The organism is Pseudomonas yamanorum, assembly GCF_013386765.1.
GTDB classification, from domain to species: Bacteria; Pseudomonadota; Gammaproteobacteria; order Pseudomonadales; family Pseudomonadaceae; genus Aquipseudomonas; species Aquipseudomonas yamanorum_A.
In genome coordinates this window covers 169,727-195,754 of record NZ_JACARE010000019.1, presented here as the reverse complement: position 1 = coordinate 195,754, position 26,028 = coordinate 169,727, and the positions used below count along the sequence as shown (strand labels likewise).

Genomic DNA, 26,028 nt, shown 5'->3' with positions numbered 1-26,028 from the left:
CGGAGCGGGTAAACCGGCAGGACGCCGGTTTAGCCGCGACGGGGCAGGGACGCCCCGTCGCGGCGGCCCGCGGAGTAATGCCGGAGTGCGGGCACACCGAGCCTAGGCGAGGTGCCGAGTGGTGGGGCAAGAGCGTTTTGCTTACTTTTGCGCTTTTCAAAAGTGAGCCGCTGTAAGAGCGGAACCCATAGCGGCCATAACCGAAGAAACGGATATGCCCCCAATCACCCACCCTTACCCAACAACGCCCGAGCAAACTCATCAGACGCAATAAAATCCATGGCCTTACGCAGCTCGCAAGCCGCCTCAGCCCCAAACGCCTCATCAAACCGCACCGCCATCTCCCGAGACACCACCCGCGCCTCCTCGTACTTACGCTGCCCCGCATCGGTCAACAACACCCGCCGACTACGGCGATCCAACTCGTCCACCTGCAACACCACCAACCCATCGCGCACCAGCGGCTTGAGCGTATGCCCCAGGGCCGACAAATCCATCACCAGCGAATGCGCCAGGTCACGCATCTTCGGCGCGTCCCCATTGGCAATGTGGTTCATCAGCGAATACTGGGTAGCCTTCAGACCAAACGGCACAAACGCTTCGTCATAGATCTGCGCCATGCGCCGGGACGCGCGACGCACGGCTCCGTTGGAGCAGGTGCTGGGGCTATTCAGGGTGGGCGGTGCACATTTCACGGGCGGTCACTCGCTACAGCTAAAGGGTTAACCAAACGTTAATCCGGCAAGATGAATATTGACACACATTGCAACAAATTAGTTGCGTATGCCTCTAAACGCTATATCGTGGCATATGCCTCTATTTTGACCGGATGTCAGTGCAGTTGGCCCGGATCACAGACGGGCGGGGCAGGAGGGAAGCGCTGTTTGGTACCTCCTTCAGTCATCAACTTCCTGTCTGGATCACACCTATGCTCAACCTTGTGCGCATCGCATTGCGGCGCCCCTATACCTTCCTGGTATTGGCCATTTTCATCCTGATTGTGGGCCCGCTCGCGGCCTGGCGTACCCCGACCGACATCTTCCCCGAAATTCGTATCCCCGTGATTGCCGTGATCTGGCAGTACACCGGCTTGCCACCCGACCAGATGGCCGGCCGTATCACCTCGCCCTTCGAACGGGTGCTGACCACCACGGTCAACGACATCCGCCATATCGAGGCGCAGTCGTTGAACGGCTTCGGCATCGTCAAGGTGTACTTCCAGCCGGGCGTCAATATCAGTACGGCCAACGCACAAGTCACCTCGGTGTCCCAGGCCATCCTGCGCCAACTGCCGCCCGGTACCACGCCGCCGCTGGTGCTCAATTACAGCGCTTCTACGGTGCCGATCGTGCAACTGGCATTGTCCGGCAAAGGCCTCACCGAACAGAAGTTGGGCGACATTGGCCTCAACACCGTGCGCCTGATGCTCACCACCGTGCCCGGTGCCGCGCTGCCATACCCGTTCGGCGGCAAGACCCGCCAGGTGCAGATCGACCTCGACTCGGCGCGCATGCAGGCCCGGGGTCTCTCGGCCCAGGACGTGGCCAACGCCCTGGCCACCCAGAACCTGATCACCCCGGTGGGCACGCAAAAGATCGGCAGCTACGAGTTCAACCTGCAACTGAACAACTCGCCGACGGATTTCCACGACCTGGAAAACCTGCCGATCAAGACCGCCGACGGCACCACCGTGTTGATTCGTGACGTGGCCACCGTGCGTGACGGCAACCCGCCGCAAACCAATATCGTGCACGTCAACGGCAACCGCTCCGTGCTGCTGCCGGTGCTCAAGACCGGCTCGGCCTCGACCCTCGGGGTGATCGCCGGCATCAAGGACAAACTGGCGGACAACAAGGCTGCCTTGCCGCCCAACCTGAATATCGACCTGATCGGCGACCAGTCGCTGTTCGTGCGTTCGGCCATCAGCGGGGTGGCCCGTGAAGGGATCATTGCCGCGGCGTTGACCAGCCTGATGATCCTGCTGTTCCTCGGCAGTTGGCGCTCCACGGTGATCATCGCCACGTCGATCCCGCTGGCGATCCTGGCGTCGATTGCCACGCTGTCGGCCCTCGGTGAAACCCTCAATATCATGACCCTCGGCGGCCTGGCGTTGGCCGTGGGGATCCTGGTGGATGACGCGACGGTGACCATCGAAAACATCAACTGGCACCTGGAACAGGGCAAGCCGGTGGAGACGGCGATCCTCGACGGCGCGGCGCAGATCGTCACCCCGGCGTTTGTCTCGCTGCTGTGTATCTGCATCGTGTTCGTGCCGATGTTTTTCCTGGAAGGCGTGGCGCGCTTCCTGTTTGTGCCGATGGCCGAAGCGGTGATTTTCGCAATGATCGCCTCGTTCATCCTCTCGCGAACCCTGGTGCCGACCCTCGCCAACTACCTGCTCAAGCCTCATGAACATCATGCGGACGGTACGCCGGTGGTGGCGCCGTCGAGCAACCCGCTGGTGAAGTTCCAGCGCGGGTTCGAGCGCCAGTTCGAGGCGTTTCGCGGGGTTTACCATGGGGCGCTGGAAAGTGCCTTGCACCATCGGCGTATCGCGGTGATCGCGATGCTGGCGTTTGTCGCGGTGTCGTTTGCGCTGGTGCCATTCCTGGGCCGCAACTTCTTCCCCGACGTCGACTCCGGGCAGATCCTGCTGCATGTGCGGGCGCCGGTCGGCACGCGGGTGGAGAGCAATGCGCGGCTGGTGTCGCAGATCGAAAACACCATTCATAAAGTGATCGAGCCCAAGGAGCTGGCGGCCATCGTCGACAACATCGGCCTGGCCATCAGCGGGATCAACGTGGCCTACAACAACACCGGCACCGTCGGTTCCCAGGACAGCGACATCCAGATCAGCCTGAAAGAGGGCCATCGTCCCACCGCCGAGTACATGCGCGAACTGCGCGAACGGCTGCCCCGTGAATTCCCGAATGCGGTGTTCTCGTTCCCGGCCTCCGACATCGTCGGGCAGATCCTCAACTTCGGTTCTTCAGCGCCGGTGGATGTGCAAATCGCCGGGAATAACCTGCCGGCCAACTTCACTTATGCCAGCACCTTGCTGCGGGAAATTCGCCGGGTGCCGGGGGTGGTGGATGCGCGGATCCAGCAGTCGCGGCAATTGCCCACCTTCAAGATCGATGTGGACCGCACCCAGGCCCAACTGGTGGGCCTGAACGAGCGCGACGTGACCAACAGCCTGGTGGTCAACCTGGCGGGTTCCAGCCAGGTGGCGCCGACGTTCTGGCTCAACCCGGCCAATGGCGTGTCCTACCCGATTGTGATGCAGACCCCGCAATACGGCCTCGACACCCTGGCCGCGCTGCACAACCTGCCGTTGAGCGGCAGCCCGGGTGCGGCGCAAGACCAGACCCTCGGCGGCCTGGCGTCCATCGAACGCAGCCACGCCAACTCGGTGGTGACCCAGTCGGATATCCAGCCGGTGGTCGAGGTCCTCACCGCGATCCAGGGCCGTGACCTCGGCGCCGTGGCGGCCGACATCCAGACGATCATCGCCGCCCACGCCAGCGAAGTGCCCACCGGTTCCAAGGTGCTGTTGCAGGGCCAGGTGCAAACCATGAACGCGGCCTTCAGTGGCTTGCTGTTTGGCCTGCTCGGCGCAGTGGTGCTGATCTACCTGCTGATCGTGGTCAACTTCCAGTCCTGGGCCGACCCGTTCGTGATCATCACCGCCTTGCCGGCAGCGCTGGCGGGGATCGTGTGGATGCTGTTCATCACCCACACGCCGCTGTCGGTGCCGGCGCTGACGGGGGCGATCATGTGCATGGGCGTGGCCACCGCCAACGCGATCCTCGTGGTCAGCTTCTGCCGCGAACGTCTCGCGGTGCACGGTGACGCGGTGCAGGCGGCGCTGGAAGCCGGCTTTACCCGTTTGCGCCCGGTATTGATGACTGCCATCTCGATGATCATCGGCATGGCGCCGATGGCCCTGAGCCTGGGGGAGGGCGGTGAACAGAACGCTCCGCTGGGCCGTGCGGTCATCGGCGGGCTGGCCTTCGCCACCATTGCCACGTTGTTTCTGGTTCCGCTGATTTTCAGTCTTGTGCACGGGCGGCGTCAGCACGCCACGCTTGCGACCACCGCCACTCAAGGGGTTTGACATGTCCACTTCCGTTTCCAATCCGGGTTCACCCCGCCGTAAATCCCGTGGTCTGCTCTGGCTGGTGCTGGGGCTGGTAGTGCTCGTCGCCGTGGTGGTGTTCGGCATCGGGGTGCGCGCCAGCGAATCCCGTGACCTGAAAACCTGGACCGACACCCAGGCCTTGCCCAGCGTGAACCTGATCACCCCGAGCGTGCAGCCCCAGGGCCCGATCCTGAACCTGCCGGGGCGCCTTGAGGCGTACTCCCGGGCGTCGATCTTTGCCCGGGTCAACGGCTACCTGAAGACCTGGAATGTCGACATCGGCGACCACGTGAAAGCCGGGCAACTGCTGGCTGAAATTGATACGCCGGAGCTCGATCAACAACTGCTGCAAGCCAAGGCCGTGCTGGCCTCGGCCCAGGCCGACGAGTCGCTGGCGCAAACCACCGCCAAGCGCTGGCAGGCGATGCTTTCCTCGGACTCGGTATCGCGCCAGGACGTGGATGAACGCACCGGCGACCTGACCGCCAAGCAGGCCAAGGTGGTCGCGGCCAAGGCCAACGTCGACCAGTTGATCGCCACCAAGGGCTTCCAGCGGTTGACCGCGCCGTTCGCCGGTGTGGTGACCGCGCGTTCCACTGATGTGGGCGCGCTGATCAATGCCGGTGGCGCCACCGGCAAAGAGCTGTTCGCAGTTTCCGATGTCAGCCGCCTGCGGGTGTATGTGCAGGTGCCGCAATCGTCGGCGCCGCAGATTCAGGTAGGCACCGTGGCTCGCTTGAGCGTTCCGGAATATCGCGGTGAAACCTTCAACGCCAAGGTGATCGCCACCGCCGATGCCGTGAACGCAGCGTCCGGCAGCACCCTGGTACAGCTGCTGGTGGACAACCCCGGCAGCCGCCTGTTGCCGGGCGCCTACACCAGCGTGCAGTTCAACTTGCCGGTGCAGACCGACGTGCTGCGCTTGCCCGCCAGTGCCCTGGTGTTCGATGACAAGGGCATGCGCGTGGCGACCCTGGATACGAACAATCACGTGCACTTCAAGACCGTGACCATCGCCCGTGACTTCGGCGACAGCGTGGAAATCGGCAGCGGCCTGGCCGCCACCGACCGCGTGATCGACACTCCGCCCGACGGCCTGGCCGACGACGATTCGGTGCAACTGGCCGCCAATACTCCAGAGGCCAAACCCCATGGCTAAGCGCACTTGCCTGGTATTGGCCGCCACCCTGGGCCTGGGCGCCTGCCACCTTGCGCCGCCGCTGGACGTGCCCGATGTGCCCGTGGCTGCGCAATTCCATACCCAAGGCCCGTGGACCGTCGGCACGCCGAACGACCAAGCGAGTCGCGACGGTTGGTGGCAGATCTACAAGGACCCGCAACTGGATGCGATGGAGCAACAGCTGCTGCAAAACAACCCGGACCTGAGTGCCGCACTGGCTCACTATTCCCAGGCCCAGGCGTTTTTGGCCCAGGCGCAATCCGGGCTGTTTCCGAAAGTCATCGGGTCCGGTAATGCCCAGCGTATTCGCCAGTCCGACACGCGCCCGTTGCGCTCGGCCAGCCCGCCGAATGTCTACGATTCGGGGACCGTTGGCGTGGAAGTGGACTATGAAGTCGACCTGTGGGGCCGCGTGCGCGACACCGTGGCCGCCGGCACCAGCGATGCCCAGGCGGCCAGGGCCGACCTGGCCTCGGTACGCTTGAGCCTGCAGGCGCAACTGGCCGACAGCTACATCCGCCTGCGCGGCATCGACCGCCAGGACCAGTTGCTGCAACAAACCACCGACGCCTATGCCAAGGCCCTGAGCCTCACCGAAGGCTTGCATGGCGGCGGCATCGTCTCTGGCCTGGACGTGGCACGGGCGCGTACCCAACTGTCGACGGTCAAGTCGCAGCTGAGCCAGAACCTGGTGCAGCGCGCGGTGCTGCAACACTCGATAGCGGCGATGTTGGGTGAGTCGGCATCGACCTACGCGATTGCCCCCAGTGTTGCGGATATCGCCTTGCCCGGCGTACCCACCGGCGTGCCGTCGACGCTGTTGCAGCGCCGCCCGGACATCGCCGCCGCTGAACGCCGGATCGCCTCGGCCAACGCACGCATAGGCGTGGCCAAAGCCGCCTGGTTCCCGGCCCTCACCCTGAGTGCCCAAGGTGGTTTCCAGAGTGACGAGTTCGCGCACCTGTTGAGCGCGCCGAATATTTTCTGGGCGATTGGCCCGTCGCTGGTGGGGACAATCTTTGACGGTGGCGCGCGTCAGGCCGGTGTCGACAGTGCCAAGGCGGCCACCGATGAAGCCGCGGCCAAGTATCGTGGTGTAGTGTTGACCGCGTTCGAACAGGTGGAGAACAACCTGTCGATCATCTCGGGGCTCGACACTGCCCTGGCAGACCAGCGAGACGCGGCGGCTGCCGCGCAGTACGCCGAGGACTTGTCCCTGGCGCGGTACCGCCAGGGCGGCGCGGCGTACCTGGACGTGGTGACGGCGCAGGTCGCGTCGTTGCAGGCACAACGAACTGTGCTGGATCTGCAGACTCAACAGTTAAGCGCCAATGTGGGGCTGATCAAGGCATTGGGTGGCGGCTGGAACCTGGCGGAATTGGCCGACACCCCGGAATTGAACCCAAGGAGTAACAAGCATGACTGATTACGTACCGCCAAAAGTCTGGACCTGGAAGACCCAAAACGGCGGCACCTTCGCCAGCATCAACCGGCCCGTCGCCGGCGCGACCCACGACAAGGAATTGCCGGTAGGCCGTCATCCGTTGCAGCTGTATTCGCTGGCAACGCCCAATGGTCAGAAAGTCACGATCCTGCTGGAAGAGCTGTTGGCACTGGGTCACACCGGCGCGGAATACGATGCGTGGTTGATCAAGATCGGCGACGGCGACCAGTTCGGCAGCGGCTTCGTGGGCGTCAATCCGAACTCGAAGATTCCGGCATTGCTGGACCGCAGCGGGCCCAAGCCGATCCGGGTGTTCGAGTCCGGGGCGATCCTGCAGTACCTGGCCGAGAAGTTCGGTGCGTTCCTGCCCACCGAGCCTGCGGCCCGTGCCGAGTGCCTGTCGTGGTTGTTCTGGCAGATGGGCAGCGCGCCGTACCTGGGCGGTGGCTTCGGACATTTCTACGCCTACGCGCCGACCAAGATCGAATACGCCATCGACCGTTTCGCCATGGAAACCAAGCGCCAGCTGGACGTGCTGGACAAGCAGTTGGCCGAGCACGAATACATCGCGGGGGATGAATACACCATCGCCGACATGGCGATCTGGCCGTGGTACGGCGGCCTGGTGAAAGGCCGCTTGTATGGGGCGGGTGAGTTTCTCTCGGTGCAGGATTACCAGCACGTGGTGCGTTGGGCCGATGCCATCGAAGCGCGGCCGGCGGTGCAGCGAGGGCGCCGGGTGAATCGTGTTTCGGGCGAGCCGTCAGAGCAATTGCGCGAGCGTCATGACGCGTCGGACCTCGACTGACAACAGCGCTCCCTGTGGAGAGGGAGCTTGCTGTGGTGAGGGAGCTTGCTGTGGCGAGGGAGCTTGCTCCCGCTGGGCTGCGAAGCGGCCCCAATAAGCACCCCGCATTCTTTCAGGTAGAACGTGGGGGCAGGTTTTGGGGCCGCTTCGCAGCCCAGCGGGAGCAAGCTCCCTCGCCACAGGTGTCAGCGGCGCCTTCGCGTCGTTCCCACTTGGCGATCACCAGCGGTGCCAGGGCATTGCCCAGCACATTCAACGCGGTGGTCGGCATTTCCATCAGGCGATACACCCCGGCGATAAAGGCGATGCCCTCCAACGGCAAGCCCGCACTCGCGAGGGTCGCCGACAAAATCACGAACATGAACCCCGGCACCCCGGCCGCGCCCTTGGACGTCAGCACCATGGTCACCACCAGCAGCGCCTGGTCGCCAAGGCTCAGGTCGATGCCATACAACTGCGCCACAAACAACGTGCCGATCCCCAGGAACAGCGAAGCACCGTCCAGGTTGAACGAATACCCCACCGGCACCACAAAGCTCACCAGCGAAGGCGGCACGCCGTAGGTTTCGAGCTTCTTCATCAGTTGCGGCATTACCGCCGCGGAGCTGGCCGTGGAGAACGCCAGGATCAGCTCATCCTTGATATGCCGCATCAGCGCAAACAGGTTGATCCCGCACAGGCGCGCCACCAGGTTGAGCACCACCAGCACGAAGAACGCGATCGACACGTAGCTGACCATGATCAACTTGGCCAACGGCAGCAGCGAGCTGAAACCGAAGTTGGCCACGGTGACCGCGATCATGCCGAACACGCCGATGGGCGAGTAGGCCATGATCATCGACGTCACCTTGAACATCGCCTCAGACACCCCGCGCAGCAGGGCAATCACCGGGTCTTTACGCTCGGCCGGCAGGCGCGAAACCCCCAGGCCAAACATCACCGCAAAGAACAGCACCGACAGCAAACTGCCCTGGGCCATCGCATTGATCACGTTGTCCGGGATGATCCCGACGATGATCTGCCCCAGGCTGTGACCACCGCCGGCGCTGCTGGTGGGCAAGGTCACCGCACTGGCTTGCAGGCTGGACAACTCGGTGCCGGCGCCGGGTTTAAGCAGGTTGCCCATCACCAGCCCGACGATGATCGCCAGGGTGGTGATGCAGAAAAAATAGCTCAGGGACTTGACCCCGATGCGCCCCAGGGATTTGCCGTCACCGTGCCCGGCAATGCCCACCACCATGCAGGAAAACACGATGGGCACGACGATCATCTTCATCAGCTTGATAAAGATATCGCCCGCCGGTTGCAGCAGGTTTTCAACCAGCCACGGCCGGGATTCGGGGAACCGGTGCAGCAGGGCGCCGATGGCGATGCCGGCGAGCAAGCCGATCAGGATTTGCCAGACCAGCGCGATGCGGGGCTTGTGCATGGGAATGCCTCATTTATATCAATGATTATGAGTGTTGTTCTAGGCAGTCAATGAGCGGCCATCCTTGGCCGCCGAGTGGGGCGGGAATCCGTCAGCGCAATCGATGGCACGCTTCATTCAGGCGACGGCAACCTTCTTCAATCACTTCAAGGGAACTGGCAAAAGACAGGCGGATATACGGCGACATGCCGTACGCCGCGCCGCTCACCGTCGCCAGGCCGTGTTCGCGCAGCAGGTACTCGGCCAGCTGGGTGTCGCTGTCGATCTGCTCGCCGTGGGGCGTGGTCTTGCCCATCAGCCCGGCAACGTTGGCGAACACGTAGAACGCGCCGTCCGGTGGGGTGAAGCTCACCCCGGGAATGTCCTTAAGCAGGCTCAGCATGCGTTCGCGGCGTTGCTGGTACACCTCGCGCATCCCGGCGATGGGCGCCTGGTCGCCGGCGAATGCGGCCACCGCCGCGGCCTGGCTGAGGGAGCTGGGGCAGGTGGTGGTTTGCGAGAGCAACTTGGCGATGGCCGCAACCAGCCAGGCCGGGCCGGCCCCGAAACCCAGGCGCCAGCCGGTCATGGCGTAGCCCTTGGAGGCGCCGTTGACGATCAGCGTGCGCGGCTTCAGGTCCGGTGCGAGCCGGGTCAGCGACACATGCCGGGTATCGTCGTAGACGAAGTGCTCGTAGATCTCGTCGGCCATGACCAGCACATGGGGGTGACGGCGCAGCACTTCGGCCAGGGCCAGCATTTCGGCCTCGTTGTACACCGCGCCACTGGGGTTGTTCGGGCTGTTGAGGATCACCCATTTGCTGCGTGGGGTGATCGCTTGTTCGAGGGCTTGCGGCGAGAGCTTGAACCCCAGTGACTCGTCGCCGGGAATGATCACCGGCGTCGCATCATTCAGCCGCGCGATGTCCGGGTACGACACCCAATACGGCGTGTGCACGATGACTTCATCGCCGCGATTCAGGGTCGCTGCCAGGGCGTGATAGATGATGTGCTTGCCGCCGCAGCCGGCAATCACTTCGTCCAGCCCGTAATCCAGCTGGTTATCACGCTTGAGCTTGAGGCAGATCGCCTTGCGCAGGGCGAGAGTACCGCTGGTAGCGGTGTAGTGGGTGTCGCCGCTGTGCATCGCGGCGCTGGCGGCTTCGAGGATATGCGCCGGGGTATCGAAATCCGGCTCGCCCACCGTGAAGTTGACGATGTCCCGGCCCTGGGCGCGCAGTTCGGTCACCAGCGCATTGGCCGCGATGCTCGGGGAGGGCGCAATGCCCAGTACCCGAGCGGAGAGAAATGCAGTGCTCATGATGGCTCCTTCAGTCTGCCAGGCCGGCCTGTTTCAGGACCTTGTCCATCCAGCTCTGGCGCACCGCACCGGTGGCGATTTCGGCTTTGACTTCTTCCTCATGGGCCGCGTGTTGCGCGGCCTTGCGCAGCACCTCGGCGGCGTCGGCCTGGGAGAAGGCGACCAGGCCGTCTTCATCGCCCACCAGCAGGTCGCCCGGGTTGATCAGCATGCCGCCGATGGACACCGGCACATTCACCTCGCCCGGGCCGGTCTTGTACGGCCCGCAATGCACCACGGCGCGGGCGTAGCACGGGGTGTCCTCGAAGCTGGCGACATCCCGGATCGCCCCATCAATCACAAACCCCACGCAGCCGCGCTGCTGGGCGTAGAGCTTGACCAGCTCGCCGATCACCGCGTTGTTGGTATCGCCCTGGGCGTCCACCACCAGCACGTGGCCCGGCTGCAGCATGCTCATGGCCTTGTAGATCAGCAGGTTGTCGCCGGGGCGGGTTTTCACCGTGAGCGCGGTGCCCACCAGCTTGCCGGTACGGTTGTAGCGGTTCAGCCCACGGGCGCCGATGTGCCGGCCGAGGTTGTCGCTGATGTGCGGGGTGACCACCTGGGCAAACGCTTCAAGCACCTCGGCGCTGGCCAGTGGCGGGTTGGGGAGGATGCGGGAACCGGGCAAGGACATGGCTGTAACTCCGATTGATCTTATGGGTCTGTGGCTAGATCTTAGGAGCGATGAACATACAGTTTTAGCGATATTTTATTATCTGATAGGATCGCTTTTTCTCATGGGAGGTGGCCGATGATCACGTTCAAGCAAATCGACGCGTTGTACTGGATTGCCGAGCTGGGCAGTTTCGAGGCGGCGGCGAACAAGCTGAACATGTCGCAGTCGGCGATTTCCAAGCGCATCCAGGAGCTGGAAGAAACCTTCGATGTGCAGATCTTCGACCGCAGCAAGCGCAACGCGCGGCTGACCGAAAAAGGCGCCGAGCTGCTGGACTACGGCAAGGACCTGCTGGAACGCCGCGACTACCTGCTGGAACGGGTCAGCGCTCGGGAAGTGCTGGTGCGCCGGTTTCGCCTGGGGGTCACCGAGCTGACGGCATTGACCTGGCTGCCCGCGCTGGTCGAGGCATTGCGCGAGGCCTACCCCAAGGTGCAGATCGAACCGTCGGTGGAGTTGAGCAGCGAGCTGTTTCGCAAGCTCGAGAGTGATCAACTGGACCTGGTGATCGTGCCCGATGCCTACAGTGATTCGCGATTCCTGAGTACGCCGCTGGGCAGTGTGGAAAACGCCTGGATGTGCGTGCCCGGACTGATCCCTGACAACGACCCGGTCAGCCTCGGGGTGTTGGCGGACTACACCGTGCTGACCCAGGGCTCGCAGTCGGGCACCGGCCTGACGTACGAGCGCTGGCTGGCGGCCCACGAGGTGCAGCTGCCACGCACCTTGACCAGTCACAACCTGCTGGTTCAGGTGGGTTTGACCCTGTCGGGCGTGGGCGTGAGCTACCTGCCCACCGCGTGCCTTTCACACCTGGTGGAGGCGGGGGCGTTGCGGGTATTGGTCACCGAGCCGGCCTTGCCGAGCATCCGCTATGTGGCCCTGCATCGCTCGGACCGCCAGCTGGGTTTGAACCGCAATGTCGCGCAACTGGCCCGCCAATGCTGTGATTTTTCCCGGCTGTTGCTTCAGCGGTTTGTGTGAGCCGCCGCGCACTGGCTGGCCAGTTCCGCCAGGGAGGCGGTCAGGCCGAGGTGGCCATGCTTGAGGAAGGCCAGTTGATAGTTGACTGGCTCGGGCGGGGTCTCCAGGAGCATTTCCTGGAGCTCGCCGCGCCGGATCTCATCGCCGAACAGCCCCCGGGGTAAACAACTGACCCCAACCCCGGCCCGGATCAACGCCACCAGTGCGAACAGGCTGTTGCTGCCATACACCCGGTTGAACTCGATCCCCGCCCGGGCAAACAACTGCTCGCAACGCTGGGTAATCCCCGAGTGCGTGCCCTGGACAATGATGGGCCACTGCGCGAGTTCCTTGAGGGACAGCGAGCGCGCATGCAGCGCGAGGCTCGCCGGCGCCAGCCAGGTAAATTCGACGGATTGCAGATCGATCGCCGCCATCGCCGGCGTCACGTAGTCCTGCGGGATCACCACCAGGTCCAGGTCGCCATCCAGCAGCTTCCTTTGCAGCGACGCCGACAGATCAACATCCGGATGCAACGCCACCTCCGGATGCACTGCTTTCACCCGCGCCGCAAAGTCCGAAAACCAGGTCACCGTCACCAGCTCCGTGAGCCCCATGCGTACCGTGCGCAGGGTGTGCCGCGACGCGCCCCGCAGCCCGTCAAGCCTGGCCAGGCTGTCGATCAAACCTTCACAGGCCTCCAGCAGTTCAGCGCCTTTGGCACTCAAGTGCGCCTTGGGCCCCGAGCCTTCGAACAGCGGCAGGCACGCCTGTTTTTCCAGCTCCTGCAAACGCTTGGTGACCGCCGATTGAGTGAGGAATAACTGCGTGGCCGCCCGCTGCAGCGTGCCGAGTTTCAGGGTCCAGTAGAACGCTTCAATCTGCTTGAGGTTGATCATGCTCAAGGCCCTCCCGCTGATAGGGGTGGTGCAGGTCGCAATGGGTATGGATCAACTCAATGACATGCCGCTGGAACGGGCTGTAGCTGTCGGCCCGGGCCAGCGCCACATACGGCGTCGATGGCAGCGGCGGCTCCACCCGCAGCCGCACCAGTTGCCCGCTCGCCTGGTAGGGCGCGGCGGTGGAGTCGGGCAGGTAGGTGACGCCGAGCCCCGACACCGTCAGGCCCACCAGCGCGGCCAGGCTGCTGCAGGGAATATGCGCCCGAGGGCTGGCGTGCCGGGCAGCCAGCCAGCGGTCGACCAGCAACCCCGAACCCGAGAGCTTGCCCTGGGTGAGCAGGGTGTAGCGGGTCAGGTCTTCCAGGGCCTGCGGGCGCTGGTGGTCCAGCAGGCCGGGGGCGCAGAACCAGCTGTTGCGCACTTCATCCAGCGCGACCTTGACCAGGCCGTTGGAGCTGAAGGCATCCGGCACCACGATCACGTCCACCTGGCCTGCCATCAGCAACCCGTGCAGGCGCACGCTGAGCTCCACTTCCGGCTCGATGCGCACCTTGGGGTAGTGGGTGGCAATCGCCTTGATCAGGCGCGGCAGCCAGGTCAGGGCGCTCAGCTCGGTGATGCCGATGCGCAGTTTGCGGCTCAACACCTCGGGGCTGATCAGGCAACTGCTGACGATGTCGCGTTGCAGCAGCACCTGCCGGGCGTGGGTCACGACTTCGGCGGCCATCAGGGTCGGTTTGGCGCTGCGCCCGCTGCGGTCGAACAGCGGGAAACCCAGCCAGTGCTCCAGTTCCTGGATCTGCCGGGTGATCGCCGATTGCACCAGCCCCAGGCGCGTGGCAGCGCCGTCGAAGGTGCCGTGATCGACCACGGCGATCAGCGCTTCCAGCTGTTTGAAGGTGGCCACGGGTACGATCTCATCTGGTTTTGGAATATTTTTAGTTCACGGAATATCCCTATGTCTACTTAAATTTCCTCGGCACTATTTGGCTCACGGCCTACTGGCGTGAATGACCCTTCACGAAGTTACCGACCATAAATCCAATAAAATCGGTGAAGAAATGAAAGCGGACTCCAAGCCTGCCAGCGGCTTTCGCTGGGTTGTGGCGGCCCTGTTTTTCCTGGCATACATGGTCGCCGGTGCCGACCGCGCAAACATCGGCGTGGTGGTGCCTTTCATCAAGCAGGAATACCACCTCAGCAACACCGACATCGGTGCCCTGGCCAGCCTGTTTTACCTGACCTACGCCATCGTGCAGATTCCCGCCGGCTACCTGTTCGGCAAGTACGGCATCCGCAAGCTGCTGACCGGCTCCCTGGTGCTGACCTCCCTGGCCACGCTCTTGATCGGCTTCACCAGCAGCGTGCTGCAACTGAAGCTGGCGCGGGCCTTGTTGGGGGCGGCGGAAGGGCCGATCAATATCGGGATCGTGTCGATCATCAACCGCTGGTTCCCGCCGAGCGAGAAGGGCCTGGCCACCGGTATTTTCATGTCTTCCATCAAGTTCGCCCCGGCCTTCGTACCGCCGTTGTGCGCCTGGATCGTGCACCTGTATGGCTGGCGCGAGGTGTTCTATTTCTTTGCCGTGCCGGGGTTCTTTGTCGCGCTGCTGTGGTGGTGGCTGGTCAAGGATGATCCGGCGGAAAGCCCGTATGTCTCGCCCAGCGAAGTGCGGCATATCCAGGACACCGAAGTGCACGGGCAAGTGGTAGCCAGGCCCATGGTGCGCATGCCGGCATGGGTCGACAGGCTGATTCGCAGCCGCGACGTCAAACCCCTGGCCGACAACAAAAGCATCCTGGCGTCGTGGAATGTGTGGGCCTGCGCGTTCGGCTATTTCATGATGGTGGGCATCACCTATTCGATCATGACCTGGATCCCGACCTACCTGATCACCGTCAAGCAGTTCTCGGTGATCACCATGGGCGCCGTGGCATCGGCCCCCTGGGTGGGCGCGGTGATCGGCAACCTGCTGGGCGGCTGGCTGTCGGACCGGGTCTTCGACAAGCGCCGCAAGCCGGCCATGTTGATCAGCTCGCTGGCCACGGTGGTGATGATGTTTGTGCTGCTGCATTCACCGAGCGACCCGGCGCTGCTGGCGGCGGTATTCCTGTTGGCGGGTGTGTTGCTCAATATCGGTTTTTCGACCTTCCTCGTGTACCCCATGGGCCTGGCGACCAAGGACCGGGTGCCGTTTGCCGCCTCCATCGTCAATACCGGCGGCTCGCTGGGCGGGGCCTTCGCGCCGTTCGTGGTCGGCCTGTTGCTGGACAGCTTCAGTTGGGACTACGTGTTCGGCTTTCTGGGTGTGTGTTCACTGATCACCTTCGCCATCGTGCTGACCATGATCGAACCTCGGCCCGCTGCACGTGTGCAGGATCACGGCGAGCCCTTGGCATCGCCCCTGGCTCACGCCAAACCCTGAACCACTCACTTTCATTGAAGGATCCCGGATGAACGATTCGTCGCGCGTCATGCAGGTTTGTCGGCTCGATTTATGGATCAGCCCCGTGTTTGACGATCTGGTTCGCAGCGAGGCCAACCTGGCGTTGCAGGTGCTGGCTCATCAAGGCGAGGACCCGCGCACCCTGGCGGCCTTGAGCCGGGCCCATGCCTACCATGTGTCGGCGGCCAAGGACGAGCTGCCACGGGCATGGTTCGTCAACGAGGCGTTGATCGCCCAGTGCCCTGATCTGCTCTGCGTGTCTTCCGGCGGCGCGGGCTTTGACACGGTGGACGTCGAGGCCTGCACCCGTGCCGGTATTGCGGTGGTGAACCAGGCCGGCGCCAATGCGTTCTCGGTGGCGGAACACACCTTCGGTTTGCTGCTGGCAGTGGTTAAGCGCATCGTCGAGTCCGACACCAAGCTGCGCCGCGAACGGGGTTTCAGCCGTGAAGACCTGATGGGCGAAGAGATCCACGGCAACACCCTGGGGCTGATCGGCCTCGGCGAAATCGGCCAGCGCACGGCGCGCATCGCCCAGGGTTTTGGCCTGGAAGTGCTGGCGTACGATCCGTACCTCAGCGCCGAGCAAATCCACGCCCGGGGCGCACAGCCGGTGACGCTGGAGGCGTTGCTGGGGCGCAGTGACTACGTGTCGTTGCACTGCCCGTTGAACGCCACGACTCAGCACTTGATGGGTGCCGAACAGTTCGCGGCGATGAAGCCGGCCGCAGTGTTTGTCTCCACTGCCCGTGGCGGTATTCACGACGAAGCAGCGCTGTTCCAGGCGCTGAGCAGCGGCCACCTTGGCGGTGCCGGCCTCGACGTGTGGGCCTACGAGCCGCCGGCGCAGGACGCACCATTGATGACGCTGCCCAATGTAGTCGCCACCTTCCACACGGCGGGCGTCACTCACGGTGGGCGGCGCAATGTGGCGAGGTCGTCGGCGCAACAGATCGCCTTGATGCTGCGGGGCGAGCGTCCGGCGCATCTGCTGAACCCGCAAGTGTGGGAGCGGTTTTGTGAGCGGCTGCGCCAGGCCAGGGGGTGAACACCATATTTTTAAAGTATTCAAACCGCATTATTTAGATATTTTTCATAGGAGGACGGCGCTGATAGGCTTCGCAAAAAACAAGAGAACTGCCTACATGAAGCGCAGCAAAACCTTCGCCACCGTGCTGGTCTCCTTCGCCTTGATGGTGGGCGTGACCAGCTGCGCCAAAGTCGATATCCAGGCCGACGCCAGCGACAAGCGCGACGTCGACGCCCGCCAGGTCCTGCGCCTGGGCCATGACGATCAGGCTTACCCGTTCCTGATCTACGCCAATGCCGATCTGTACAACCCGCCCAAATCCATCGAACGCGCGGTGGTGATCGTTCACGGCGTACAACGCGACGCCGACCAGTACTTCAAGACCGGCCGCAAGCTGATGGGCAACGCCAAACTCCCTGGCGAACGCACCCTGTTGCTGGCCCCCAACTTCCTCACCCCGCAGGATTCAGGCGTCAGCGATGACATGCCGCTGTGGCCCCGGGACAGGTGGATGCACGGCATCGAATCGCAGTACGGCCACAAGGGCATCCCGGCCTTCCAGGTGCTCGATGATGTGGTGCGCTACCTCTCCGACCGCCAGCGCTTTCCGGCCCTCAAGGAAATCGTGATGGTCAGCCACTCGGCAGGCGCACAGCTGATGCAGCGCTACGCCGTGGTCAACGACCTCGATGCCGGTCTCAAGGCCCATGGCCTGACCATCCGCTACGTGATCGCCAGCCCGTCGAACTACCTGTACGTCGACGAAAACCGTTTGCAGGACGGCGCGTTCGCCCCCGTCGTGAGCATCCTGTGCCCCAGCTATAACCGCTACCGCTACGGCATTGAAGCCGCCCCGGCATACCTGCAAATGCAGCACCTGACCGGGCGCCAGCTGTTCACCCGCTACGCCGCACGGGACGTGACCTACCTCGTGGGCGCCCAGGACAACAACCCCACCAGCCGCGTGCTGGACAATTCCTGCGGGGCCAATTACCAGGGCGAAACCCGGCTGCAGCGCCAACTGACGTACGTCGGTTATGAAGGCTTCCTGTCGAACAAATGGCAGGTGCCGCTGCGCCATCCGCAGTACACGATCCCCGGTATTGGCCACAACGCCGCACGGTTGTTCGGCGATAAGGACGTCGCCCGGATCCTCTTCCCTTAAGACTCACCGCCCGCTGCGTCTCGATAAAAACAATAAGAGAACCGTATGAGCCCACACCTCCCGTTTACCCGGGCGCATCGCGCCCTGGGGCCTGGCCGCTTGACCTTGCTGGCTGCCACGTTGATTGCCCTGCACGCCCAGGCAGACACCTTGCCGTCCTCCGGCACCTTGTTCGATTCGAGCCGCTCGGTGCTGCGCCCCACCGAAAGCGGCCAGGCCGCCCGGCCCGGCAGCGTGCGTATCGAAAGCCAGAACGATGAGCCCCAGAGTGCGCCGAGCCCCTCCACCGTGAAGCTGGTGGTGCAGCGCTTTACCGTGCAGGGCAACCGGCAAGTCAGCGATGCCGACGTGCAGGCGCAGTTGCTGGCGTACACCCAACAGACCCTCGGCCTTGATGGCCTGCGGGAAGCCGCTTCAAGGGTCACCGCGTTGTACCGTGCCCGCGGTTACCTGGTGGCCCGGGCGTATCTGCCGGCCCAGGACATTCAAAATGGCCAGGTGATCATCGGGATTTCCGAAGGGGTGATCGGCCAGGTCAGTGCGCTGCCGGATGCCAACGTGCGCCTGCGCCCCGGCGTGCAGCAGCAGTTTGTCGACGCCTTGCCCGCGGGCACCATCATTCGTGAACAGGACCTGGAGCGCGTGCTGCTGCGCCTCTCGGACATCACCGGGGTGGCGGTGCGCGCGATCCTGCGGCCATCGCAGCAGCCGGGCGCGGCCGACATCGTGCTCAAGCTCAGCGAGATGACCGCCATCACCGCCCGGGCCGCCATCGATAACTACGGCAACTACTACACCGGTTCCAATCGGCTCACCTCCAGCGTCAGCCTCAACGACGCCTTCGGTGTGGGCGACAGTTTTACCGTCAACTCGCAGAACACCTTCGAGGGCCTGGACATCAAGGGTGTCGGTTATCAGCAGCCGCTGGGGGCCACCGGGATCTCGGTGGGCGCCAACTATGCCGAGCTGGAATACGCCATTGGTAAAAACCTCAAGGGCGTCAACGCGGGCGGCACCGCCGAAGTGTCGTCGGTGTTCATCAACAGCTCGCTGCTGCGCTCGCGGGACAGCAACATCAGTTTCAACCTGAGTGAGGACCACCGACGTTTCGAAGACAGCGCCGGCGGCCTTACCGTGGAGAAAGCGGCGGTGTTTCGCAGCGCCACCCTCTACGGCAACTGGCGCGATGACTGGCAGGGCAGCAACGCCTGGAGCCTGTCCTACGGCATTGGTTACCTGGATAAAAACACCCCCATCGACGCGTCGCTGGATGCCCTGACCGCCCGGGCGGAAGGCCGTTACCAGAAGACCAACTTCAACTTCAGCCGCCTGCAAACCATCGGCAACGGCTACTCGCTGTTTGGTTCGGTAACCGCCCAGTGGGCCAACAAGAACCTCGACTCTTCGGAAAAACTCAGCCTCGGCGGCCCCAACGGCGTTCGCGCCTACCCGGTGGGCGAAGTGGCCGGCGACGAAGGTGTGCTGGGCCGCCTTGAACTGCGCAAATACCTCGGCAACTTTTCCGGGGCCATCGCCGAAGGCACCTTGTTCGCCGACGCCGGCAAAGTGCGGGTCAACAAGGACCCATGGGACCGCAGCGAAAACCACCTGAGCCGCTACGGCTACGGCCTGGGCGTGAACCTCTATCACCGCGACCTGGTGATGAATGCCAGCCTGGCGTTTTCCCCGGGCGACGATCCCACCAGCGACGACCGCGCCGCCAAGCGCCTTTGGTTCTCGGTCACCGGCTCGCCCCAGGCGTTTGCCGGGCTGGCCAGTGACCTGGGTTCCAAGGGCGAGGATTTCGCCGTGGCCGAGACCGACACGGTGATCTACGGCGACTTCGGCATCGTCCCCGAATACGTTGACCGTCACGGCGCCACGCCGGCCGCGCCCGCCAACCAGAACCGCCTGGCTACGCCGAATGGGCGCAATATGTCGAGCTTCTGGCGTGCCCGCGATAACGTCTCGGCCATCGGCGTGCACGGCGGCTACGGCCTGAGCGACGACTGGAAACTGCTCTGGCAACTGGAATACGGCATCTCGATGAACTACACCGCGAGCGACGACAAATCGGTGAACCCCTCGGCGTCCCCGAGCACCAAGTTGCGCAACACCGGTGCGGCGTTCAACAACACCGATTACGGCACGTTGTTGTATGGCGTGTGGGACATGCCGATGAAAGAAGCCACCACCACACTCGATCCGTTCAACGGCAAGACCAGCGCCGCGTACTTCAACATCATCGGCTCGCCGGGCTTCAGCGCGGGGTTGTCGACGAATGTTGTCGGTCCGCAAAGCTATGACGACACGGCGGTGAATGGCGATGCGGCGTTCAACCGGCGGCAGTCCGGCGTGGTGGAATACTGGACGCCGGTGTGGAACGGCCTGCAGCTCAAGCTGGCGTACTCGAACAACGGCATGAGCGTGGCCAATGATGTGGACAAGGGCTACATCTACGGCACCAGCCTGACCTACAACAATGGTGGTTTCACCGCCGTGTTCGCGGCCGAGCGGCACATCAACTATTTCGGGATTGCCGACCTGGGCCGCAACGCCCGGGGCCTGGGCAGCAGCACCCATGTCACCGACGGCACCTCCTCGGACGACTTCAGCTTTCGCTACGGCCTGGGCTATGACTTTGGTGACACCGAAGTGTCGGTGATCGCCGATGACCTGTCGTACTCCGAAGACGGGGTGGTCAACACCAGCACCACTTCCAGCGACCTGTCGCGCTACCGCCGCCGCGCCTACCTGGTGGGCGCCTCCCACAAGATCGGCGCCTGGACCTTGAAGGCCACCTACGGCAAGGCCCTGCCTGGCAAGTGCGAGATGATCGGCGCGGCTGCGCCCGACTGCGATACCCACGGCATGGGGGCCACCCAGTACGCCGTCGGCGCCAACTACAAACTGACCAAGCGCATCGACCTGTTCGGCCAGTACGTGCTGTTGAAAAACAATTCCCTGGCCAACTACAACTTCGCCCTGACCGGCGTCACCGCGGCCAGCGGCTACTCGCCGGGCGCGGGCACCACCATCAGCGCCATCGGCACTGGCATCAACTATTCGTTCTGAGGAGAAGGCCATGAAGACGCATCCATCCAAAGCCGAATTGCCGGTGCTCAAGCCCCTGAGTTTTGCCGTGTTGTGCGCCCTGTACAGCCTGGTGCCCATCCCGGCGCTGGCCCTGGACAGCAACGCACTGCCCACCAACGGCCAGGTGATCGCCGGCAGCGGGACCATCGTCAGCAACGGCAATGTAATGACGGTGCACCAAGGCAGCGACAAGCTGATCGCCACCTGGGACACCTTCAATATCGGCAGCGGCGCCCAGGTTAATTTCCTGCAACCGGGCGCTTCCTCGATTGCCCTCAACCGCGTCACCGGCAGCGACGGTTCGCAGATCCTCGGGCACCTGAATGCCAACGGCCAGGTGTTCCTGATCAACCCCTCGGGCGTACTGTTTGGCGCCGGCTCGATGGTGGATGTGGGTGGCCTGGTGGCCAGTTCTCTGGACATCTCCAACAGCGATTTCATGGCCGGTAAAAACGTATTCGCCGGGCAAGGCAAGGGTGCGGTGATCAACCAGGGCACCATCAATGCCAAAGACGGCGGCAGTGTCGCGTTGCTCGGCAGCCAGGTGCTGAACGAAGGCACGGTGGTCGCGCGGCTGGGCTCGGTGGTGCTGGGCGGCGGTGAGAAAATCACCCTCGACTTTAACGGCGACGGGCTGATCAATCTGGAAGTCAACGACCCGGCAATCGGCGCCAGTGTGGTCAACCGCGGGCTGTTGAGTGCCAACGGCGGCGCCGTGGCCATGAGCGCCCGGGACTCCCAGGCGATGCTCAGCAATGTGGTGAACAACGAAGGCGTGATCGAGGCCCGCAGCCTGGAACAGCGCAACGGCCGGATCATTCTCGACGGCGGCAGCAACGGGGTGGTGGTCAACAGCGGCGTGCTCGATGTGTCGGGGCGCAATGCGGGCGAGCGGGGCGGCAGCGTGACCATGACCGGGCAGTACGTCGGCCTGTTTGACAGCGGCCGCATCAATGCCGACGGTGATATCGGCGGCGGCACCGTGTTGATGGGCGGCGACTATCAGGGCGGCGGCAATGTGCATGAGGCCGACAGCACCTTCATGGGCCAGGACGCGCACATCAGCGCCAACGCCTTGAGCAGCGGCGACGGCGGCAAGGTGATCCTCTGGTCCAAGGACAGCACCCAATTCCACGGCGGCATCAGCGTCAGCGGCGCTGGCAGCCAGGGACGTGGCGGGTTGGTGGAGACCTCCGGGCATGCCCTGGAAATCACCGGCATCGTCGACCTCAGCGCAGTGTCCGGCCAGGGCGGTACCTGGCTGATCGATCCGTTCAATATCAACATCACCAAGGGCGCCAGTTCCGGCACATCCACCGGTTCGCCGTTCACGCCGAATGCCGGTGGCAGCTCCAACCTGAGTTCGGCGACCCTCAACGCATCGCTGTCCGAAGGTGCGAAGATTCTTGTGTGCACCTCCTCGGGCGCCGGCACGTCGGGAGACATCAACGTGCTGGACAACGTCAAGGGCGTGGGCAACGCCACCCTGACCTTGCAGGCCCACCGCAATATCGTGATGACCAATACCAGCATCAGCGCCGCCGACGGCAAGACCTTGAACGTGTCGCTGTATTCCAACTTCAACAACAGCGGCAACGGTTCGGTGGCGCTGAGCAACGCCACCATCAGCACCAACGGCGGCAACCTCACCATCAGCGGTGCGGTGCAGCCGGACCAGTCCTGGGCCAGCACCAACGTCAGCAACGGCACGGGGATTTCCCTGAGCAACGGCACGCGGCTCACCACCAAGGGCGGCGACGTGAACCTGCGGGGCGCCACTTCTTCAACACTGGCGGCGGGCTCCACCGCGACGGCGATCACCATCAGCAACAGCACCATTGATGCCGGCGGCGGCAATATCAGCCTTACCGCGTTGCAAGCCAGCAGCACTGGCACCGGCGATGCGTTCGTGCTTACCGGCGGCAGCAAGCTGCTGACGGCGGGCGCGGGCTCGATCACGGTGGACAGCACCAACCTGGGCAGCGGCAACGGCACACGGATTTTCAGCACCAGCAACACCATCGCGGCCAGCGGCAGCGGTAATGTCACGTTGCGCGGCAGTGCCGTGTCGGGGTCCGGCGTGCTGGTGTGTTCGACGGCGGCGACCTCTGCGCAAACCCTCAGTGTGGGCGACGGCACCTTGACCATAGAGGGCAACAGCGGCTCCGGTCGCGGTGTGTTTATCGCGTCTTCCGGCACCGGTACAGTCACGCTGAACGCGGCCCGGGGCGGTGATATTTTCATCGATGGCAGCAGTGACGGGGATGCGGGCACGACCCTCAACTCCACCGGCACCGGTTCGGTGATCAACGTGTCGACGGCCAGCGGCGACATCACGTTGAACGGGCGCGCCGGGCCGGCTTCCAGTGCGGCGGGCTTGAGTATTCGCAGCGGTGCGTCGGGCCCTGGCAACGGGGTGAATATTCTCTCCGGCAGCGGCGATATCAGCCTGCAGGGTACGGCGCAAGGTTCGGGCGCCGGGATTGCCTTCAGCGCCACCAATGCCAAGGGCTACAACAACGTGATGACCGGCGCCGGCGGCAATATCACCCTCAATGGCAGCGGCGGCGGTGCAGCCTTGAGTTTCGATCACGGCAACAACCTGCTGCAGGTGGCGGACGGGTTGCTGCGCCTGGACCTCGATACACCCTCCGCCAACTACATCACCCACACCGACGACGTCACCACCCTGACCGCCAGCGGCAACGGCGCGGTGCTGATCAGCCGTGGCGGGCTGATCCACAACGGGCTGCTGGAAACCGCCAGCGAACCCACTCGCCAGTACCAGCAGGCGCAAGCCGTGGGCGGTGCCTGGAGCCAGCCGCTGGCGCCGGACTATCACCTCACCGCAATGGGCAGCGCCGCCGACGAGGTGAACATCGACGTGGTGCAAACCCGATGAATGATCCGGTGTTTTCCCTCGAGACGTTCGAATACCTGTGCTACACCCGCGACCACGAAGGCGGCGCCCGGGAGTTGGTGCGCCTGCTGCAGTTGATCGATCGCAACTACGGCAAACTGTCGGAGCAGTTCTCATTGTCGGTGTCCCCGGCGATCAGCCCGGGAGAGCTGGAAAGCCACGTGTTGACCCGGCTCACCAGCGCCATCACCGCGTTGTTTTCCGACCCGGGTTTCAGCATCAGCCCCAACGGTTTTGGCCAGCTCATCAACCTGCAACGCTGGCTGTCATCACTGTTTGCCGCCAGCGCCTTCGTCAACTGCGACCACATCCTGCGCTCGCTGAACCTGCTGGGCCCGGGCGGCGATTACCGGATTGCCGAACAGGACCTGGTGAAGTTCTGCCTGCTGTATTCCCCCGAGTCGCAATTGCCGCTGGACGTGGAACTGCTGTGGGCGCAAAACCCGACGCTGGCGGCGGCGCTGTTCATGGCGTTGATGTCGCCGCGCTTTCTCGGCACCCCGGCGGCCCATTCCAAGCGCGAGGCGTTGTTGGCCTGGTTGCCGGGGCGCCTTGAGCAACTCGACAGCCTCGACGCGCTGCCGCTGAACGTGCTGCACGATGTGTACATGCATTGCAGCTACGCCGACCTGCCGGAGCGGCACCGCATCAAGGCCTCGATCAATACGCTGATCGAACGCAAGCTGGAAAGCCTGGGCATCCGCAGCGTGGTGCCACAAGCACCGGTCGCCCGGGAAAAGCCGCTGATGCTGGTGCTGCTGGAATGGTTTTCCGGCGGGCATTCGATCTACCGCACCCACTCGCTGACCCTGCAGGCCGCTCGACGGGATTTTCACGTGGTCGCAGTCGGCTACGGCGCCAACGTGGATGCGCTGGGGCGTGAAGTGTTCGATGAGTTTATCGAGCTGGCCCGGCCGGATGACTTGTTCGCCTGCCTGCGGGAACTGACGGCACTGGCCGAATCACGCCGGCCCGAGGTGTTCTACATGCCCAGCGTCGGCATGTTCCAGATCACGATGTTTGCCAGCAACCTGCGCTTTGCACCGTTGCAGGTGGCGGCGCTGGGGCATCCGGCAACTACCGGTTCGCGGCATATCGACTGCATCAGCGTGGAAGAGGATTTTGTCGGTGATCCGGCCTGCTTCAGCGAGCACCTGCTGCGCTTGCCTGCCGATGGCCAGCCGTATCGTCCGTCGGCCATCAGCGTCGACCTGCCACGGCTGGAGCGGCTCGACGCGCCGGTGGTGAACATCGCCATTGCAGCGACCACCATGAAACTCAACCCGACGTTTTTGCGCGCGTGCCAGGCGATCGCCCTGAGCACCTTGCGCGAGACCGGCAAGCGCGTGCGTTTTCACTTTCTGGTGGGCCAGGCCCAGGGCCTGTTGTTCCCGCAACTGGTGCGCCTGATCGAGCGCTACGTGGGCGATGCCACGGTGTACCCGCACCAGCCCTACGCGGATTACATGGCCACCCTGAATCGCTGCGACCTGTTCCTCAGCCCGTTCCCGTTCGGCAACACCAACGGCATCATCGATGCGCTGACGGTCGGCCTGCCGGGCGTGTGCAAGACCGGGCCGCAGGTGTTCGAGCATATCGACGAGGGGTTGTTTCGCCGGGTCGGCTTGCCCGACTGGACCATCGCCCCGACCCTTGAAGCGTACGTGCAGGCGGCGGTGCGCCTGGCCGGCAATTACGCCGAGCGCAGTGCGTTGTACCGCCACCTGGCGTCGCCGCAGCCGTTGCAAACGTTGTTCAGCGGGCGGCCCGAGGCGTTGGGCGAGGCGTTGCTTTCACGCATCCGCCAGCAGTAACGTGGAGGCCAATGCGAGGAAATCCTCGTACGGCTCGGTGGTGCGGTCCACCTTGCCGCGCAGTACGCTTCCCTGTAGCGCATTGATCAAAAAGCGCGCCGTCGCCTCGGGCTCCAGCCCGGCGCGAAACTCCCCGCTGGCCACGCCCTCGCGCACCAGTTGTGCAAAGGGCCTGGTCCACTCCGCAAGGATATCCACCAGGGTGTTGCGCACGTCGTCGTGGCGCATGCTCATCTCGGCGGCCAGGTTGCCGATCAGGCAGCCATAACCGTAGGTCTCGCAGTCCCCGGGCGTGGAAATCCGCACCAGAGCCTCAAGCTTTGCCCGGTTATTCAGGTCGGGGTTAGCCAAAATGGCTTCCGCGTTGCCGGTCCAGCCTTTGAAATAGCCCTTGAGGGCTTCACTCGCAAAGGCTTCCTTGGAACCGAAATGCCCGAAGAACGAGCCTTTCTGCATCCCGGCCTCTTCCACGATGGCGTCCACCGAGGAGCCTGCATAGCCCTGGCGATGCAGCACCGCGATGCCTGCTGCCAGCAGCTCGTCCTTGCGTGAGGGTCGTCCCATGGTTATGCCCGCCTTTTCAAAAAACCGTTGAAAAGAGTCTAGGGCCGCCTCTTGACGAGAGTCAAACCGACTGGTCAGTATGCTTACTCTCAAATCTTGACAGGACA

General features: G+C 63.7%; 18 protein-coding genes. 11 read left to right on the top strand and 7 right to left on the bottom strand.

Translation table 11 applies throughout. The annotated features are described in order from the left end of the window. Positions 1 to 224: 224 nt before the first annotated feature. Positions 225 to 695, bottom strand: a complete 471-nt coding sequence (locus tag HX875_RS17065) for a MarR family winged helix-turn-helix transcriptional regulator (protein WP_256390387.1) — start codon at positions 693 to 695, stop codon at positions 225 to 227. Between the two features lie 233 nt (positions 696 to 928). Between HX875_RS17065 and HX875_RS17060 the strand changes: the two genes are divergently transcribed. The 4 genes from HX875_RS17060 to yghU are packed head-to-tail and all read left to right on the top strand — an operon-like array spanning position 929 to position 7,573. Beyond that, the gene (locus HX875_RS17060) at positions 929 to 4,117 is read left to right on the top strand and encodes an efflux RND transporter permease subunit (RefSeq protein ID WP_177044036.1); all 3,189 of its coding nucleotides are present in this window, start codon (positions 929 to 931) and stop codon (positions 4,115 to 4,117) included. Position 4,118: 1 nt separating this feature from the next. Then, positions 4,119 to 5,300 carry an efflux RND transporter periplasmic adaptor subunit gene (locus tag HX875_RS17055; RefSeq protein WP_177044035.1) on the top strand — a complete coding sequence of 394 codons (1,182 nt, stop codon included), beginning with the start codon at positions 4,119 to 4,121 and terminating at the stop codon, positions 5,298 to 5,300. Next, entirely contained in the window at positions 5,293 to 6,747 is a 1,455-nt protein-coding gene (locus HX875_RS17050; RefSeq protein WP_177044034.1) for an efflux transporter outer membrane subunit, read from the top strand. Before HX875_RS17055 ends, HX875_RS17050 begins: the two co-directional genes overlap by 8 nt. Next, positions 6,740 to 7,573: a glutathione-dependent disulfide-bond oxidoreductase gene (yghU, locus tag HX875_RS17045; protein ID WP_177044033.1), complete on the top strand. Its 834-nt coding sequence runs from the start codon at positions 6,740 to 6,742 to the stop codon at positions 7,571 to 7,573. The genes HX875_RS17050 and yghU overlap by 8 nt, the downstream gene beginning before the upstream one ends. 112 nt (positions 7,574 to 7,685) lie before the next feature. On the opposite strand, the gene HX875_RS17040 is transcribed toward yghU, so the two are convergent. The 3 genes from HX875_RS17040 to HX875_RS17030 all read right to left on the bottom strand — a co-directional run bounded on the left by HX875_RS17040 (position 7,686) and on the right by HX875_RS17030 (position 10,978). Further along, a complete protein-coding gene (locus HX875_RS17040) occupies positions 7,686 to 9,002 on the bottom strand; it encodes a cation:dicarboxylate symporter family transporter (RefSeq protein WP_177044032.1) in 1,317 nt (438 codons plus the stop codon). Positions 9,003 to 9,093: 91 nt separating this feature from the next. After that, positions 9,094 to 10,302, bottom strand: coding sequence for a pyridoxal phosphate-dependent aminotransferase (locus HX875_RS17035; RefSeq protein WP_177044031.1), 1,209 nt, complete (start codon positions 10,300 to 10,302; stop codon positions 9,094 to 9,096). Positions 10,303 to 10,312: 10 nt separating this feature from the next. Beyond that, the gene (locus HX875_RS17030) at positions 10,313 to 10,978 is read right to left on the bottom strand and encodes an RraA family protein (RefSeq protein ID WP_177044030.1); all 666 of its coding nucleotides are present in this window, start codon (positions 10,976 to 10,978) and stop codon (positions 10,313 to 10,315) included. A 117-nt stretch (positions 10,979 to 11,095) separates the two neighbouring features. Here HX875_RS17030 and HX875_RS17025 point away from each other — a divergent pair, with 117 nt between their 5' ends. Next, positions 11,096 to 12,004: a LysR family transcriptional regulator gene (locus tag HX875_RS17025; protein ID WP_177044029.1), complete on the top strand. Its 909-nt coding sequence runs from the start codon at positions 11,096 to 11,098 to the stop codon at positions 12,002 to 12,004. On the opposite strand, the gene HX875_RS17020 is transcribed toward HX875_RS17025, so the two are convergent. Further along, positions 11,989 to 12,882, bottom strand: a complete 894-nt coding sequence (locus HX875_RS17020; protein WP_177044028.1) for a LysR family transcriptional regulator — start codon at positions 12,880 to 12,882, stop codon at positions 11,989 to 11,991. The genes HX875_RS17025 and HX875_RS17020 overlap by 16 nt on opposite strands. Then, positions 12,860 to 13,792: a LysR family transcriptional regulator gene (locus HX875_RS17015; RefSeq protein ID WP_177044027.1), complete on the bottom strand. Its 933-nt coding sequence runs from the start codon at positions 13,790 to 13,792 to the stop codon at positions 12,860 to 12,862. Before HX875_RS17015 ends, HX875_RS17020 begins: the two co-directional genes overlap by 23 nt. A 154-nt stretch (positions 13,793 to 13,946) precedes the next feature. On the opposite strand from HX875_RS17015, the gene HX875_RS17010 reads away from it, so the two are divergent. The 6 genes from HX875_RS17010 to HX875_RS16985 all read left to right on the top strand — a co-directional run bounded on the left by HX875_RS17010 (position 13,947) and on the right by HX875_RS16985 (position 25,357). Then, positions 13,947 to 15,311 (top strand): MFS transporter, encoded by a 1,365-nt coding sequence (locus tag HX875_RS17010; protein WP_177044051.1) that lies wholly within the window; start codon positions 13,947 to 13,949, stop codon positions 15,309 to 15,311. A gap of 85 nt (positions 15,312 to 15,396) precedes the next feature. Then, the gene (locus HX875_RS17005) at positions 15,397 to 16,380 is read left to right on the top strand and encodes a hydroxyacid dehydrogenase (RefSeq protein ID WP_371321482.1); all 984 of its coding nucleotides are present in this window, start codon (positions 15,397 to 15,399) and stop codon (positions 16,378 to 16,380) included. Positions 16,381 to 16,477: 97 nt separating this feature from the next. Then, positions 16,478 to 17,527 (top strand): hypothetical protein, encoded by a 1,050-nt coding sequence (locus HX875_RS17000; RefSeq protein WP_177044025.1) that lies wholly within the window; start codon positions 16,478 to 16,480, stop codon positions 17,525 to 17,527. Between the two features lie 45 nt (positions 17,528 to 17,572). Next, the gene (locus HX875_RS16995; RefSeq protein ID WP_177044024.1) at positions 17,573 to 20,602 is read left to right on the top strand and encodes a porin; all 3,030 of its coding nucleotides are present in this window, start codon (positions 17,573 to 17,575) and stop codon (positions 20,600 to 20,602) included. A 10-nt stretch (positions 20,603 to 20,612) separates the two neighbouring features. Continuing rightward, positions 20,613 to 23,525, top strand: a complete 2,913-nt coding sequence (locus HX875_RS16990) for a two-partner secretion domain-containing protein (protein WP_177044023.1) — start codon at positions 20,613 to 20,615, stop codon at positions 23,523 to 23,525. Beyond that, complete coding sequence (locus HX875_RS16985; protein ID WP_177044022.1) at positions 23,522 to 25,357, top strand: peptide transporter; 1,836 nt, start codon at positions 23,522 to 23,524, stop codon at positions 25,355 to 25,357. Before HX875_RS16990 ends, HX875_RS16985 begins: the two co-directional genes overlap by 4 nt. Here HX875_RS16985 and HX875_RS16980 read toward each other — a convergent pair. Beyond that, the gene (locus HX875_RS16980) at positions 25,337 to 25,921 is read right to left on the bottom strand and encodes a TetR/AcrR family transcriptional regulator (RefSeq protein ID WP_177044021.1); all 585 of its coding nucleotides are present in this window, start codon (positions 25,919 to 25,921) and stop codon (positions 25,337 to 25,339) included. The genes HX875_RS16985 and HX875_RS16980 overlap by 21 nt on opposite strands. Positions 25,922 to 26,028 lie beyond the last annotated feature (107 nt).